The sequence below is a fragment of the Microbacterium sp. BDGP8 genome, from assembly GCF_029991045.1.
Lineage (GTDB): Bacteria > Actinomycetota > Actinomycetes > Actinomycetales > Microbacteriaceae > Microbacterium > Microbacterium plantarum.
Genome location: NZ_CP120712.1, coordinates 78,777 through 93,960, shown reverse-complemented (window position 1 = coordinate 93,960; position 15,184 = coordinate 78,777). Strand labels below are relative to the sequence as shown.

At 68.0% G+C, this 15,184-nt stretch carries 14 protein-coding genes; all 14 read right to left on the bottom strand.

Going from position 1 to position 15,184, the window contains the following annotated elements; translation table 11 throughout:
• Nucleotides 1-52: 52 nt before the first annotated feature.
• Nucleotides 53-2,032, bottom strand: coding sequence for a cytochrome c oxidase assembly protein (locus P6897_RS00470; RefSeq protein ID WP_282502618.1), 1,980 nt, complete (start codon nucleotides 2,030-2,032; stop codon nucleotides 53-55).
• An 85-nt stretch (nucleotides 2,033-2,117) separates the two neighbouring features.
• A complete protein-coding gene (gene ccsB / locus P6897_RS00465; RefSeq protein ID WP_114587696.1) occupies nucleotides 2,118-3,119 on the bottom strand; it encodes a c-type cytochrome biogenesis protein CcsB in 1,002 nt (333 codons plus the stop codon).
• 176 nt (nucleotides 3,120-3,295) lie between these two features.
• Nucleotides 3,296-4,903 (bottom strand): apolipoprotein N-acyltransferase, encoded by a 1,608-nt coding sequence (gene lnt / locus P6897_RS00460; protein ID WP_269268796.1) that lies wholly within the window; start codon nucleotides 4,901-4,903, stop codon nucleotides 3,296-3,298.
• A 54-nt stretch (nucleotides 4,904-4,957) separates the two neighbouring features.
• Nucleotides 4,958-5,896: a cytochrome c oxidase assembly protein gene (locus P6897_RS00455; RefSeq protein WP_269268776.1), complete on the bottom strand. Its 939-nt coding sequence runs from the start codon at nucleotides 5,894-5,896 to the stop codon at nucleotides 4,958-4,960.
• The gene (locus tag P6897_RS00450; RefSeq protein ID WP_282501777.1) at nucleotides 5,893-7,572 is read right to left on the bottom strand and encodes a cytochrome c biogenesis protein ResB; all 1,680 of its coding nucleotides are present in this window, start codon (nucleotides 7,570-7,572) and stop codon (nucleotides 5,893-5,895) included. The genes P6897_RS00455 and P6897_RS00450 overlap by 4 nt, the downstream gene beginning before the upstream one ends.
• Nucleotides 7,553-8,326: a cytochrome c biogenesis CcdA family protein gene (locus tag P6897_RS00445; RefSeq protein WP_114587698.1), complete on the bottom strand. Its 774-nt coding sequence runs from the start codon at nucleotides 8,324-8,326 to the stop codon at nucleotides 7,553-7,555. The genes P6897_RS00450 and P6897_RS00445 overlap by 20 nt, the downstream gene beginning before the upstream one ends.
• Complete coding sequence (locus P6897_RS00440) at nucleotides 8,323-8,919, bottom strand: TlpA disulfide reductase family protein (protein WP_269268775.1); 597 nt, start codon at nucleotides 8,917-8,919, stop codon at nucleotides 8,323-8,325. Before P6897_RS00440 ends, P6897_RS00445 begins: the two co-directional genes overlap by 4 nt.
• Nucleotides 8,916-9,251 carry a DUF6804 family protein gene (locus P6897_RS00435; protein ID WP_269268774.1) on the bottom strand — a complete coding sequence of 112 codons (336 nt, stop codon included), beginning with the start codon at nucleotides 9,249-9,251 and terminating at the stop codon, nucleotides 8,916-8,918. Before P6897_RS00435 ends, P6897_RS00440 begins: the two co-directional genes overlap by 4 nt.
• Complete coding sequence (locus P6897_RS00430) at nucleotides 9,248-9,730, bottom strand: signal peptidase II (protein ID WP_269268773.1); 483 nt, start codon at nucleotides 9,728-9,730, stop codon at nucleotides 9,248-9,250. Before P6897_RS00430 ends, P6897_RS00435 begins: the two co-directional genes overlap by 4 nt.
• Nucleotides 9,731-10,069: 339 nt before the next feature.
• A complete protein-coding gene (locus P6897_RS00425) occupies nucleotides 10,070-10,786 on the bottom strand; it encodes a copper resistance CopC family protein (RefSeq protein WP_269268772.1) in 717 nt (238 codons plus the stop codon).
• Nucleotides 10,787-10,799: 13 nt separating this feature from the next.
• Nucleotides 10,800-11,792 (bottom strand): NAD(P)-binding domain-containing protein, encoded by a 993-nt coding sequence (locus P6897_RS00420; RefSeq protein ID WP_269268771.1) that lies wholly within the window; start codon nucleotides 11,790-11,792, stop codon nucleotides 10,800-10,802.
• A gap of 26 nt (nucleotides 11,793-11,818) precedes the next feature.
• Nucleotides 11,819-12,487: a thioredoxin domain-containing protein gene (locus tag P6897_RS00415; RefSeq protein ID WP_114587702.1), complete on the bottom strand. Its 669-nt coding sequence runs from the start codon at nucleotides 12,485-12,487 to the stop codon at nucleotides 11,819-11,821.
• Nucleotides 12,488-12,575: 88 nt separating this feature from the next.
• Entirely contained in the window at nucleotides 12,576-13,022 is a 447-nt protein-coding gene (locus P6897_RS00410; RefSeq protein WP_162815388.1) for a hypothetical protein, read from the bottom strand.
• Between the two features lie 208 nt (nucleotides 13,023-13,230).
• Nucleotides 13,231-15,111 (bottom strand): alkaline phosphatase, encoded by a 1,881-nt coding sequence (gene phoA / locus P6897_RS00405; RefSeq protein ID WP_269268770.1) that lies wholly within the window; start codon nucleotides 15,109-15,111, stop codon nucleotides 13,231-13,233.
• Nucleotides 15,112-15,184 lie beyond the last annotated feature (73 nt).

Genomic DNA, 15,184 nt, shown 5'->3' with positions numbered 1-15,184 from the left:
TCGCTACGGGACGTTCCCGCCGTCTGGAAAAGGCACGGTCGTGCGGCCGCGGTCACCTGCGCGTGCGAGCGTCGCGCTCGGCGAGCTGTTGCAAATGCGCGTTGTACTGCTGCAGTTCCGTCTCCCCCATGCGGTCCGCGTGGCGGTCGCGGCGCTTCGTCTCGCGGTCGTCGCTACGGCTCCACTGGATCGCGACCGTGATCGCGAGGATGAGGGTAGGGATCTCTCCGATCGACCAGGCGATCCCCCCGCCGGTGTACTGGTCCTCGAGCGGGCTCGCGCCCCAGGTGCGGCCCATCGCACCGAACCACTCAGCGACGATGAGTCCCGACTGCATCATGATCGCGATGCCGAAGAACGCGTGCATTGCCATGATGCCGATCAGCAGCAGCAGCCGGCCTGCATACGGCAGTCGGTACGGCACCGGGTCCACGCCTACCAGTGACAGCACGAAGAGATACCCGGTGATAAGGAAGTGCGCGATCATCCACTGATGCCCGAGGTGGTCGTAGAGCGACCAGCGGAACAGGTCGGTGTAGTAGAACACCCACAACGACCCGATGAACAGCCCCGCGGCGACGAACGGGTTGGTGAGGATCCGGGCGACTGGGGAGTGCGCAGCCCAGAGGATCCATTCGCGGCCACCGCGTGTGCCGTCGTCGCGCTTGCGAATCGCGCGGGCCGCGAGGGTGACTGGGGCCCCGGCGACCAACAGCACCGGGATCGCCATCGTGAGCAGCATGTGCCCGACCATGTGCATGCTGAACAGGTAGTCCTGGTAGACGTTGACGACGCCGCCAGTGACCCACACCAGCAGGCCCATTCCAGCGACCCACATGATCGTGCGATATGGCGGCCACGCATCGCCACGGCGGCGCAGCCGCCGCACCCCGGCGAGGTAGAAGAACACGGCGAAGCCGGCGATGACCGCCCAGAGCAGGTCGATGTTCCACGCGGTGAACCACCGGTCGACGGTGAGCTCGGAGGGCAGCGGGGCGCCAGTGAGTCGTTCCGCTGGGGACGGATTTGCCGGAAGCGGTGTGGGGTTTGGTGGGGGCGTGCGTGCGAGCGCAGCCGCGGCGCCGCTGGCCATGCCCATCACCGCCACCTCGAACACGATGAGCGTCCAGAAGGACCGGCTGCCACGGTCAGAGTCACGCATCGTTCCGACCAGGCGGGCGCGATACCAGACCCCGAAGAAACCGAGTGCGACCAGCGCAATCACTTTCACGGCGAGGATCACACCGTAGGGCGACATCATCGCGGTCCACTCCCGCAGGCCGATCGCGGCGCGCACGGTGCCGGACACAGCCACGAGCACGAACGCGGCCAGCGCGATGCTCGAATAGCGGGCCACGACATCGGCGAGGCGGACCCGTGTGAGCACAGGACGAACCATGACGAGCAGCAGCAACCCTCCGAGCCACACCGCGGCGCCGATGACGTGCAGGATGAGCGCTGTCATTGCCTCATGGTGGAACGCATCGTCGCCGGAGTGCCCCTGCGTGCCCATCGGCACCAGAGCGGCGACCGCGAAAACGGTTACGAGGAGGGTGCCCGGCCAGGACCGCACCGCGAACGTCAACACGGTCAGCGAGGCGCCGGCGACCGTAGTGATGAGCCAGGTGCGGCCCACCTCGGTCTCAACGAGGAACCGGCCGATCTGCGCGCCGAACACCGGTCCGGCGTCCAGCGCGGGGTTGAACACATTGACGAAGGTGAGGAACCCCGTCGCTCCGGAGGCCACGGTGAACACGGCGGCAGCGATCGAGGCAGTGTCTAGGGCGACGTCGATCTCCCGCTCCCCGGCCCGCAGAGTGAACAGGGCCGTCACGAGCACACCGACCATGCCTGCCGCGGCGAGGTTCACAATTAGTTTCGCGACCGGCAGGCCCCACCGCACGACGGGGCCAGCATCGCCCAGCTGAAGCCCTGCCGCGCCCCCGCCGAACGCCAACCCCGCAATTAGTGCGACCAGCGCGGTCACGGCCAGGACCGTGGGGCCCGCAGCGCGGAGGGCGCGCGGACTCAACCCGAGGACGATCACGTCCTGGTCGGTGGTACGGGTGGCTGTCGGGGTCACGGCGGGCTTTCGGCTCTTGCGGGGTGGACGGGGGTCAGCTCAGGCCGGAGTAGGCGTGGAGTCCCTTGAAGAACATGTTGACGATGGTGAAGTTGAACAGCACCGTGACGAACCCGATTATGGACAGCCAGGCCGAACGGGTGCCGCGCCAGCCCCGGGTCGCGCGAGCGTGGATATACCCGGCGTAGAGCACCCAGATCACAAAGGTCCACACCTCCTTGGTGTCGAACCCCCAATAGCGTCCCCAGGAATCGTTTGCCCAGATCGCGCCGGCGATCAGCGTGAAGGTCCAGAACACGAATCCGACGATCACGAACCGATACGCGAGGGACTCAAGTACCTCCGCAGTGGGCAGAGTCGCCAGGAACCGGGGGCCGGCCGCACGTGCGTCCTCTCGGGACGCCACAGTGGTGCGGCGCTCCCGGCGGGCCTGCAGCAACTGGGTGACGGCGAGGCCGCAGGCAATCGCGAACAGCGCGGTGGCCAGCGACGCGACGAACACGTGGATGACCAGCCAGACACTCTTGAGCGGATCCATCAACGGGACGACCTCGACGTAGAACGTGATCGTCGCCCCGCCCAGCAGCAGCACCACCATGCCGATCAGGAATGCGCCCAAGAAGCGGAGGTCATAGCGGCGCAGGACGACGAGATAAACGGCGACGATCAGGACCGTGCCGGTCAACGCGAACTCGTACATGTTCGCCCACGGCACGCGTTGTGCGGAAACTCCCCGCAGGATGGTGCCGGCCAGGTGGAACAGGAACGCGAGAACCGTCAGCACCGTCCCAATCCGCGCCCACAGCAAGCGTGACCGCTGGGACGGCGGAACCCGGATATCCCCCGGCGGGACGGGCACAGGTTCCCCCACCTCGGAGTCCGCGGCCACGCCGACCAGCGCAGGCGCTCTGGCGGGGACGGAGCGTTGGGCGAGGTCGATGGTGTATGCGATGAACGCGAGCAGGTAGGTGGCGATCGCCGTCCACACCAGCAGCAGCGAGATACCGTCGAGGGAGAGCGGGTCGGGTCCGGTCATGGCGGGGGTTTCCTCTTCATCATCAGGGGCGGTCCGGTCGTGTGGAGGGTCAGCCTGCGTTCACTTGCAACTAGACCAGCAAGTCCACGGCGGTGCCGTCGATGTACACCTCGAAGGGCTGATTGCAGCCGAGCGCATTGCCGGTGTTGCTTGGCTGCCGATCAGGCCGCCCCGGTCTATGTCGCATCCCGATCTCCGATCGCTCGGGCGGCCTGTGGGCCGCGTCGCTGCTTCGGCCGCCGGTCGCTGTGGTCCGCCGTGCCACGCAGACGGCCCCGGTGTAGGAGGCCAAGCGCGCCCAGAGCGACAATTACCGAGACAGGGAGCGTCCCGGTGACCCACGGGCCCACCACGACGGCCGGGGTGAGCCCGCTGCGCAGCGGAACGGTGGTGACCCGGTTGGCGGCGATGTCCACGCCGATGCTGTCGATGGTGGCGCCGTCTGGTGCGATGACCTGACTGGTGCCGACTGTGGAGACATTGACCACGGTGCGGCCGGTCTCGATAGCCCGCATCCGCGCGAAGGCGAGCTGCTGAATGTTCTCGTCGGTGCCGCGGAAGTCGGCGTTGTTGGTCTGGAACACATACAGCTGCGCGCCGGCGCGGGCGCTGTCCCAAATCACGGTGTCGTAGATCACGTCGAAGCAGATCGCCAGCCCCACCCCGACGTTCCCGACCTTCATCAAGGGCGGGTTAGTGCCGGGGGTGTATTCGCGTTGGATGAGGCCGACAAGGTCGGGGGCAAGGAGCTCGTAGAACCACCGGTCGGGCACGTACTCGCCGAACGGGACCGGGTTGACCTTGTCGTGCCATTGCCGGTCCGCGGGATCCGCGGACCACAGCAGCGAGGTGTTGAACACGTCCGCGCCTCGTGTGGTGGCGGCGTTCACGAGCAGCGGCGCACCCGCGTCTCGCACCAGCCGGTCCAGCACCGCGGCGGTGGCGGAAGCTGTGAGGGGATCGGAGTCGACGGAGCCCTCGGGCCACACAATGAGGTCCATCGGCTGCCCCATCAGCGGCTCGGTGGTGGTGGTCTGCGCGGCGAGCATGTCGCCGGGGAGGCGGTCGTCGAAGTAGCCGGCGGGGCCGTTACCCTGCACCCATCCGACGGTGAACGTGCCGGCATCCGTAGTGGGGAACTGCGGAACCGCGACGAGGAGCAGCACACCAGCCGCGGTCGAGAAGGCACCGCGCGGAAAGCGAATGCCGCCTGCGCGGAGCCACTGCAGGAGCGCGGCACAAACGGCCGCGAGGAAGAAGGATAGCCCGGTGACACCAGTCCATGACGCAAGTTGCGGCAGGGGCCCCTCGACTTGGGTCATGCCCAGCCGCGCCCAAGGGAATCCCGAGTACGGCCATGCCCCCATCCCGACCTCGCGAGTCGCCCAGAGCCCGGCGACCAGCAGCGGAATCCCGACCAGCTGCCCTGGCCCTCGGGCGCGGAACCGCGCGGTCCACCGGTAGGCGAGGGTGATCGGGATAGCCCCGAGTCCGAACAGCACCGCTTCCAGGCCTGCCAGCGCAATCCATGGCACCGGGCCAAGGAACTCGCCCACCCAGACCAGGTGGGTGAAGTAGAACACGACTCCGAACATCGTGCCCACCAGCAGCGCGCCGCCGATGCTGCGGCCCATCAGGGTGGCAAGGGCGAGGACGACGCTGACGAAAGCGAGCGGCCACCACCCCAGCGGCGGCGACGCGAGATCCAACGCAAGCCCGGCGGCCGCGGCGACCGGCGTCGCCGCCCACAACGGCAGCAGCGGCCTCGAGTTGGGGTTGTCCATCGACGGACGTGCCGGGGCGGCGACAGTGAGGAGGGGCGTGGTGGGGGACATCCGTCAGGTGTCTTTCTGGCGGAGGGTGGCGAGGTAGGTGTTGTAGGCGTCCAACTCGGGGTCGCCGTGGGTGTCGGCGTACCGGGCGGCGGCGGCGTCTCGGGCAGTGTCGTCGCGGAACCACCGGTGCATGACGAACATCAGCATCAGTAGGGTGGGGGCCTCGCCGTAGGACCAGGCGAGCCCGCCCGCGACCCGCTGGTCTTCGATCGGGTCAATCCCCAGCGCCAGCGTAGGCGCGGCGAAGTGGTCCACGAGCAGGCTGGTGGCCATCATCAGGAACACGCCGAAGAACGCGTGTAGCGCGGCTTCGGCGAACACGTCGAGAGCGCGGCCGCCGTGGCTGAGCCGGACCGGCAGCGGGTCGGCGGAGAGCACCGGGATGGTGAACAGGATCCCCGCTACCAGGAACGCGATCTCGAGGGTGATGTGCCCTTGGGGGGTGGCGAGGATGCGGTCGGCGAAGTCGGCGAGGTAGAGCCCGTAGAACGCAAGCAGATACAGCGGCAGCGCTACCCAGGGGCTCAGTGCCCACCGCGCGGCCCGGCTGCGCAGGCCGGCGTGGGCTGCGCGGAGGACGAACCGGCCGGCGCCGTGGTGCGGAGCGGCGCGCAGCAGCAGGGTGCCGGGGGAACCGAGTACGAGCAGCGGCGGGATCGCCATCATCAGGGAGAGTTGCTGGAACATGAACACCGACAGCAGCGCATACCCGTACGCTTCGACTCCGAGCCCGGTGACCGCCGCCAGGAGGAGGCACCCCAGCAGGAAACTGACGGTGCGCCACACGGGCCAGCGACGCCCCCGCGTCCACAGCCGGATCGCGCCGATCAGGTACCCGGCGGCCAGGAGCGCGGCGAGAGTGGGTAGGACCGGGAACGGCAGCGGCACGGGTGTCAGGAACCCGAGCAGGGTCGGCGGAGTGTCAGGAATCCACTCGTTCACCGCTCCCCCTCCGCGGTCTCGACCGCGTAGGCGGTCGCGTGCTGCGCGGCGAAGTCGGTGACGGCTCGGGAGAGGGCAGGATCCTCACCGCGGGCAAGTCCGGCGTACTCGACCTGCACACCCTCCGTGCTGAGCCGGGCCTTCACCCAGAGCCGGCGGCGCGGCACGAACAGGCCGGCAAACAGCCCGAGGGTGGCGAGGATCGAGAACGCGAGCACCCAGCCGCTGCTGGGGTCGCGCTGGATCTGCAGCGACGCGAACCGCTTCACCGGATCGGTGTCGCCTGCGATCTCCCACGTGACCGTTCCCCATCCATTCGGCAGGTCCACCGTGTCGCCGAGGGTCAGTTCCAGGGAGTCGAGGCCGGTGTCGCCGCCGGTGTGCTGGGTGAGCCCGTTGACATCGAGCGTGTACACCGACCGGGGTGTGCCGTCGTCGATGCCGAGGTCCCCGCTGAACACGTTGAAGGTGATCACTGGGTTAATGACGTCGGGGTAGATCGAGGTGAACGCCCCGGAGGGCAGCACCCCTTGGGTGGGGTAGAAGAACCCGACCAGGCCGAGCTGCCCGGGCAGCCCGTCCGGGATCTTGATGATCCCCAGCGAGGTCATGTTGGAGTCCTGCGGCAGAAACGGCTGCGACTCGCTGAACACCACCTCCCCCGCCGCGTCACGGACGGTGAGGGTGGGGGCATACCCGTTGCCGAGCAGATAGATGCGGTCGCCTTGGACGGTGATCGGATAATTCACCACCACGCTCTGCGCCTGGTCGTCTTGTCCGGGCTGGCGGATCGTGACATCGGCGGCGAAGTCGCCGGCCTGCCCCGCGCCGGGGGTGCCGGGCAGTCGGTAGGAGACCTGGAAGTCATCGAGGGTGAGTGAGTAGGGGGCAAGGCCCGTGCCGTCGATGAATCGGCCGGGGTTGAATGAGGAGTAGTCGCTGAGCGCGTTGACGAACGTGGTGCCCTCCACCACGACTCGCTGCCCGGTGTATGCGAACGACCCGCCGACCGCGACGGAGACGAGCACACCGACCAGGGCGACGTGGAAGAGCAGGTTGCCGGTCTCGCGGAGGTAGCCGCGTTCGGCCGACACCGACACCCAGCCGCGGCCGTCGTACCGCTGCACCCGGTAGCCGGCCCGGCGCAGCTGCCGCTGAGCCACCCCGATCGCCTGTTCGACAGGGTCGGAAGCCTGGCCAGCGGGAAGGGTCGCCTCCTGGTAGTCGGAGAGGCGGGACAGGCGGGCGGGGGTACGCGGGGGCTGGGAGCGGAGCGCCTTGTAGTGGTGGCGGGCGCGGGGGATGACGCAGCCGATGAGGGAGGTGAACAGCAGGAGGTAGATCGCGGAGAACCACGGCGACAGGTACACGTCGAACAGGCCGACCGCGTCCGCGAGGGCGAAGACGTCAGGGTTGTCGCGTTCCCACTGGATTACACCGTTGGGGTCGGCGCTGCGCTGCGGGAACAGCGAGCCAGGGACGGCGGCGATCGCGAGGAACAGCAGCAGGACGATGGCGGTGCGCATGCTGGTCAGTTGCCGCCACGCCCACCGCAGCCACCCCGCCAGACCGAGCGCGGGCTGGATGATCTTGGGGCCGTCGGAGTCCGCGTGGTCTCCGGGACGAAGCGGGTCGATCGGGTTCTCCCTGGTGGTGTCAGAGCGGGAGGGGGACATTGATCACCACCTGTTGCAGGGCGGACATCAGCGCCGTCCATAACCCGGTCACCATGAGGAGTCCGAGGAGGACGAGCAGGCTGCCGCCGATGATGTTCAGGGCGCGGATGTGGCGGCGGAGAAACCCGACCGTGCGGGACGCCCACCCCCAGCCGAGGGCGAGCAGCAGGAACGGGATGCCTAATCCGAGCGAGTACGCCAGGCCGAGCAGCCCGGCGCGGGCGGGGTCGCCGAGGTTCCACGACATCGACAGGATCGCCGCAAGCGTGGGGCCGATGCAGGGGGTCCAGCCGACGCCGAGCGCGAACCCGAGCAGGGGCGCGCCGATCAGGCCGGCGCGACCCCGGATGCGGGGGCGGAGGGTGCGCTGGGAGATACCGAAGAACCCGATGAACACCAACCCGAGCAGGATGATCACGATCCCGAAGATGCGAGTGAGGATGTTCGCGTACTGCAGCAGCAGAAACCCGAACGTGCCGCCGAGGATCGTGACGGTGACGAACACCACCGTGAACCCGCCGATGAACAACGCCACCCCCACCAGCAGCCGCCTCCGCTCCCCCGCCGTGGTGCTCGCTCCAGCGGCCGACGTCGATGTGGGGCTGTGGGCGCTGGCGGCGCCGCCAAGGTAGCCAAGGTAGCCGGGAACCAGCGGCAGCACACACGGGGAGACGAACGAGACCAGCCCGGCGAGCACGGCGAGAGGGAGCGCCACCCATAGCGCGCCGTCCACGACCACCGAACCGGGGTTCATGAGGACTCCGCCAGGGCGTCGTCAACGAGAGTGGACAGGATGGACGCGCTGGCCAGCTGCCCGATGACCCGTGCCGCAACCCGCCCGTCCCGGTCGAGCACGAGGGTGGTGGGGGTGGCTTGGATGGGGGTGACCTGCGCGAACGCAAGCTTGACGCGCCCGTCGTTGACGTCGATCACACTCGGGTAGGTGACGTTGTTGTCCCGCGCGAACGACAGGGCGGTGGCGGGCTGGTCGTAGGTGTTCACGCCCAGGAACGCGACGCCCTGATCCTGGTACTCCTGCCACACTTCCTCGAGCAGGGGCGCCTCGACGATGCATGGTCCGCACGCGGCGTACCAGAAGTTCACCACCAGCACCCCGCCCCGGTAGTCGTCGCTGGACACCGTCTCCCCGGTCTCGGTGACGCCCTCGAACACCACCCGCTCACCCCGGTCGGCGGTCGGGATCTCGACGACCTGGAAATCGCCGGCGATGTAGCCCTTCTCGTTCCCGTCCCGGTACTGCTCGGCCAGGGTGTCGTTGCTGGTGCAGCCGGTGAGCGCGACGGCTGTTAGCAGCAGCGCAGCGATGAACGGCGTGGGGCGTCTCATGCGCGTCTGACCTTGATCATCGCCCCGGCGACCAGGAACACGATCGCGGCGACCGGTTGCGCGGCGGTCCAGACCGGCCCGTTGAACGGGAACGGGAATACCGGGTTCCACAGCACCGCGATCGACGCGAATACCGGCGCCCACCACCACTGCCGCGCCTGGATCGCGAACCAGCCGACAATGACAGCGAGGATCGCTGCCACGAACAGCGGCACCAGGTACCAGTCACCGCCCTGCAGCAGCGGTGCGAGGAATAGCACCGCTGCTGCGAGCAGGCTTGGTGCGAGAGCGTTGCGCTGGTACAGGGACGGCATCCGCTTGTTGTCGGTCACAGCCCACCCACCGATGAGTTCGATCCCAGGTGCGCGCTGGCGTCGCTACGGGTGGTGGCGCGGTGGCTGCCCCAGACCCCGATTGCCAGGATCAGCACTCCGATTCCGAGGGCGACGTCGGCGAGGTTGCCGATGAACCAATTCCCATAGGCGAGGAAGTCGGTCACGTATCCGCGTCCGAAGCCCGGCGGGGCGAGCATCCGGTCGATCACGTTCCCGAGTGCGCCGCCCAGGATGAACCCGATGCCGGCGGCCCACCATTCGGTGCGGGCTCGCAACGCAGCGATGAACAGCACCACGGTCGCGGCCACGCCGAGCAGGGTGAGCAGCCAGGTGGCTCCTGACCCTAGGCCGAGAATCGCGCCTGGGTTGAAGGCCAATTGCAGCCCCAACACGTCGCCCAACAGCGGGATGCGATCGGTCTCGCTCAGCTCGGACAGGGCCGCCGCTTTGCTGGCCTGGTCAATCAGCACCACCACGCCCGCGGTGACGCTAGCGACCGCGAACCGGCGGGCCTGGGCGGGTCTTCTCGGGGGTGCCGTGTCAGAAGCCGAAGAACTCACCGACGAATCCCTCCCGCTTGCGGCGGCTCGTGCGGCCATGCTGATCCCGCTCCCTGCCGTAATCGTCCTGGCCTCGTCCGGGGGTGAAGCTCCGGGTGTATGAACTTGTCGAGCTTCCCGCAGTGCAGCAGCCGCCATGACACTGCGGGCGGTATTCGATCTCCACGCCGGATCGGTGATGAGCAGGTCGGTGGCGTCGACGGGGCATTTCATGATGTTCTCCTTCGGATGCAGGGGCTCGGCCCCGGCCCAGGTTCACGTGTCGATGGGGCGTTCGGGTGCCTGCCCCGTCTCATTTGGGTTCCCCGTTGCCCCGGCCGCCGCAGCAGCAGCCCGGTCGCGGCGGCGACGTTCCCTTCCCACCATCAGCACGACCACCAGCGCACCCCCGAAGACGACCACTCCGCCGATCACAGCCACGACTGGCAGGAATTCCCCACCGCCGGAGGGGCCCGTGTGCACATCCGACCCGGCCGTGCCGGCGATGGTGGCGGTCGGAGACGGTCCGGCGGCCTGCTCCGTCGTTGCCATGGGGTTCGGGGTACTGGTAGGGATGGTGGCGGCTTCCACCGTGTACGTGTACTGGTCGCTGATCGGGTGCCCGTCGCTGGAGACCACCCGCCACAGCACGGTGAACACGCCCGCAGAGGTCTCGGGTTCCAGCGCCTGGGTGACGGTGGTTCCGTCGACGACCGGTTCACCCTCAGCGATGTTCCGCCCGTCCGGGGAGGTCACCTCGATCACCACGGCGCTGGTCGCGGTAAGCAGCTCTCCGCTGAAAGCGAGGGAGACCTCCGCCGGGGAGATGCCGACCGTCGAGCCGGATTCGGGAGTGGAGGAGATCAGATTGTCGTGCGCGGCGGCGGGGACCGCGCTGGCCAGCAGCAGTCCGCTGGCCGCGAGCAGCGCCGTCAGACCGGCGATAACGGGAGAAGCGGTTCTGCGAGACCAGGGTGTGCGTGTTCTCTTCATGGACGGTGCTCCTTCAGGGGCGGTGGATGATGTGGTGAGCAATTGTGGTGGCGTCCCGCCAGACACCGGCGATGGTGTCGGCGCCGCGGCCGCCGTACTGCGGCATGCCCGCGACGAACAGTCCCGGCATCCCGGTCAGGGTGCGCCTGGATGTGTCCTTGCGCGCCGCATCCGGGAGCCACCCGTCGCCGGGCAGGTAGCCGGTGGCGAGGATCACCGAACCGGGCTGGGCCTGGCTGCTATCCGAGAAGCTCACCGTCGTCCCGGCCGCGGCGGTGACCGCCGGGCGAAGGGTCACCCCGGCGCGGCGCAGCTGCTCGTAGCTATCGCCGAATACCGGCTCGGCGCGCCGCTCACGCGACAGCCATGACACGCTCTCCCCCGCCGCTGCCGTGTACCCGGCAGTCGGCCGGAGACGGCGGGGTTTCCGGACTGCAAGCGTCACTCTGTGCGACGCGGAGAGCTCCCGGGCCAGCTGCACCCCGCTGTTGCCGCCGCCGACGATCAGCACATCACTCGTGGGAATCTGCCGCGGGTACAGGTAGTCGCTGCTGTGCAACACGACACCGGGAACGGTCAGTCCTGACGCCCACTTCGGCACCCGCGGATGCGCAGCGGCGCCGGTCGCGCACACCACGTTGCGGGTCTGCACCTCCCCCGCCGTGGTGGCCAGCAGCAACGTGGACCCGTTGCCGCGATGCTCCACGCCGACCGCACGGATGCCCCAGACCGTCTCCACGCGAAGCCCCGCCTCGACGAACCTGAGGTAGTCGACCATCTCGTCGACCCGGGGATGCCGCCGCTGATCCCCCGGCAATCGCCGCGTCGGCAAGCTGCTGTGCCGGGCATCGCTGAGCAGCATCATCGAATGCCACCGGGACCCCCACGAACGCTGACCTTCCGGCGCAGCGTCAATTACCACGAACTCGTGTTGCGGCCGCAGCCCTTTCGCGCTTAACGCGGCGGCCACGGCAAGACCGGCCTGCCCGGCGCCGACGATGATCACTCGCCGGTGCGACAACCCCGCGGGCATCAGGATTCGCCGTTCACCGCGGCCTGGATCGCGGCTTCCAGGTCACCCCACTCCTGCAGCTCCTGCAACTCGCCGTCGACGAAGAAAGTTGGCGTGCTGCCCACCCCGAGCGCGCGGCCCTCGTTGAAGTCCAGCTCCACTCGCTCTGCCGTGGCCGGGTCTGCGACCGCGGCATCATACGCTGCCATATCCAGCCCGAGTTCTTCGGCGAAGCTGCGGAACAGATCAGCGCGGGACTCTTGTGCCTCGCCCCACTCCGCCTGCGTCTCGAAAAGCCGGTGATACATGTCCTCGAAACGGTCCTGACCTGCAGCGGCCTCTGCCGCGATCGCCGCGTTCTTCGAGTTGAAGTGCCCGGGCAGCGGGAAGTAGCGGACCACGTATGTGATTTCCCCCGCGTACTGTCCCCTCAGGTCTTCGACGATCGGGTAGAACGCGCCACACGCCTCGCACTCGAAGTCGAGAAATTCCACCACGGTCACCGCCTCCGGGCCGCCGTCGTCGAGGACGTGGGAGCTCTCCCGGACCACTGACAGGGTCCCCGGGCCGGCGCCTCCCTCCGGCGGTGCGGCCGGACTCCGGTTGACGAGGGCATAGATGATTGCGGCTAGCACCAGCAGGGCGGCGACCGCGACGGCGATCAACGTCGCTTTGACAGGGGTTTTCATCGGGTACTCCGAACACTTCACACGGCACAGGACAGAACCCGGGCACAGCCCGGGACGAGCGCCGCCCAGACAGGCGGCGTGCCGGATTTCAGGTTCGGGAAAGACCCAACTGAGGAAGAGACAGAGCGCTCACACGCGGGCGAGCAGGAGAAGCAAGAAGCGACAAAGCGTGAAGCGGCTGCCACTCAGGCACAGAAGGAGGACGGGAGCGCCACATCAACCTCGCCAGCACCAAAAAGACGAGGCCACACAGTACGCCCAGAACACACAGAGCGACTCCTGCCAGCGCGTCAGGTTGGAGCGTTACCTCGGCAATCACCGAGACCTCCGAGTCCGGCGCGGCGGGGTCGATGTGCGGATCCACCAAAGCACTGATCACTAGGGGAACCGGCGCGGTTCCTTTACCTTCAAGATGGCTAGCCGCCGCGATCCCCATCATCAGAAGCAATGCCAAACCGACACTGGTAATGAAACGCATTATCAGCAGACGCTCACTCAGCATCACGGATCGCGGAGTCCGGGCCGAGGAGACCATCTCTTACAGCTTACCCGCGCGCGTGAATGTCAGTTGCGGTGTATGCGCCGGAAGCGGCGCGTGCGAACGACGGCGGCGGAGGCGGTTGGAGACGTTGGTGCGGGAGAGCTCCAGATCGCGGACAAGATCCGGGGCGCAGCCGGGGGCACACACCCGGATACGACGATGCCGGGAACCTCCCAATGAGGTTCCCGGCATCGCGAAGGGATCAGACCGTGCGGCGGCGACGGCGGGATGCCAGGTGAGCACCCAGGGTGACAGCCAGGAGGCCGGCGACGAAGAAGCCGATCGGGAGCGCCCCGCCCGTGCGGGCCAGGGGGTTGTTGGTGTTGCTGCTGCCACCGGCTGCTGCGGCACCGGTCTCGGTGGGCAGCGGCTCCGGCGTCGGGTTCGCCGGCGCGGCGTCCGTGACGGCGAACTGCGCGGTAAGAACCGTCCCGGTCTGGGCGCCGGTGAGGGTCACGGAGTGAGCACCCGCCTCCATCGGCGCGGTGACTTCGTAGGTCACGGTGCCGTTGAGAACATCCCGCGCGCCAAGGTCGACAGGCTCAGACGCCAAGGTGGCGTCGGTCTGCCAGTCCGCGTTGAGCCCAGCCGCGGTGACCGAGAAGGTGGCACCCGGCTGCACCTCTGCCGGCGCGGAGATCGTGGCGTTGGCCGACAGCGACGCAAGATTGCGCTCGAGGGCCAGGCCGTTTGCCGCCGTGAAGAACAGGTCGGTTTGATCGGTCAGCCCCACCACATTCGCAGCGCCGGGGCCGTAGCCGGCGATCCGCACCTGCGCTCCGGTGTGCTGCTGCGATCCGCCCTGGGCGGAGGTGCCGTACGCGACGATCATCTCCTGGCCATCTGCTGTGAGCAGGTGCGTGTTCAGGCCGGGAATCGGCGAGCCGACGATCTGGCTGGTGTGTGCGTGGTCTGCCGTGACGACGACGAGGGTGTCCTTGCGCTCCTGGGCGAAGGCGAGAGCGACCTGCACTGCTTCGTCAAGGTCGACCGTCTCGCCGATCTGCCCACACGCGTTGGCGGCGTGGTCCTGCTTATCGATGCTCGCGCCCTCAACCTGGAGGAAGAATCCGTCCTCGCCGTCCAGCAGGGAGATTGCCTTCTCCGTCAGCGATCCGAGCGAGAGGTCGCTCGCGAGACGGTCGGGGTTCTCCGTGCAGGCCACTGCGGCGGGCAGGGAACCACCCGAGGTGAGGTCGGTCGCCACGGGACCCTGCCAGCGGACGGGGAAGTTACCTTCGGTGAAGAGTCCCAGCAGGGGCTGATCCGCATCGGCGACGGTGACCGCATCGAGGCTCGCGGCGTCACCGACTAGCTGGAAACCGCGGGCTTCCGCCTGCTCGAAAAGGGTCTTTCCCTCCCACGGGCCGGCCTTGGCGGTCTGCTCGAAGGAAGCCGAACCGCCGCCGAGCGTCACGTCGGGACGCACGTTGAGCATCTGCTCGCTGATGGACCCGAGGCCGCCGTTCTCCAACGCCTCGGAAGCGCAGCGCTGGCTGGTCTCGTTGGGACCGTAGCAACCACGCGCGGAGATGTGCGCGACCTGGGCGCCGGGGGTGGCGTCCTGGATCTCCGAGGTGGAGACGTTCCCTGTCTTCATTCCGTTCGCGCGAGCGATCTCCAGGAGAGTGGCCTGCGGCGCGTTGGCGACGTCGACGCTGAGGCGGCCGTTGACGGTCTTGGTGCCGGTAGACCACGCACTCGCGGTCGAGGCCGACTCGGGCGCATAGTTCGGCGCACCCGTATCCGTCAGGGCGTAGGTCGTGTACTGGCCGGTCAACGGCAGAGCGTCGATACCAGCGAACTCACCTGCAGCGCCCTCAGCGTAGTTACGGGCAATCGTGATCTCGCTGTCGCCCATCCCGTCGCCGATGAGCAGGATGACGTTCTTTGCGGGGCCGTCAACAATGGAGTCCCGCAGCAACTGGGTCATGTCGCCGTCGTTGCGGGTGGCTCCGCCGTTCTCAGTAAGGTCATCAGCCATCGCTGAGGCGGGCAACGCGCTCATCGAGACGAAGCCAACCATGGTCACAGTGGCGCCCAACGCAGCGATGACGCGCCGTCGGCGAATGAACGATTTCATGCGGGGGAAGCCTCTCGAGTAAAACGCGCCGCATGGGACGGGACGCGTGGACCAATACAGAAAACCTGCCGTG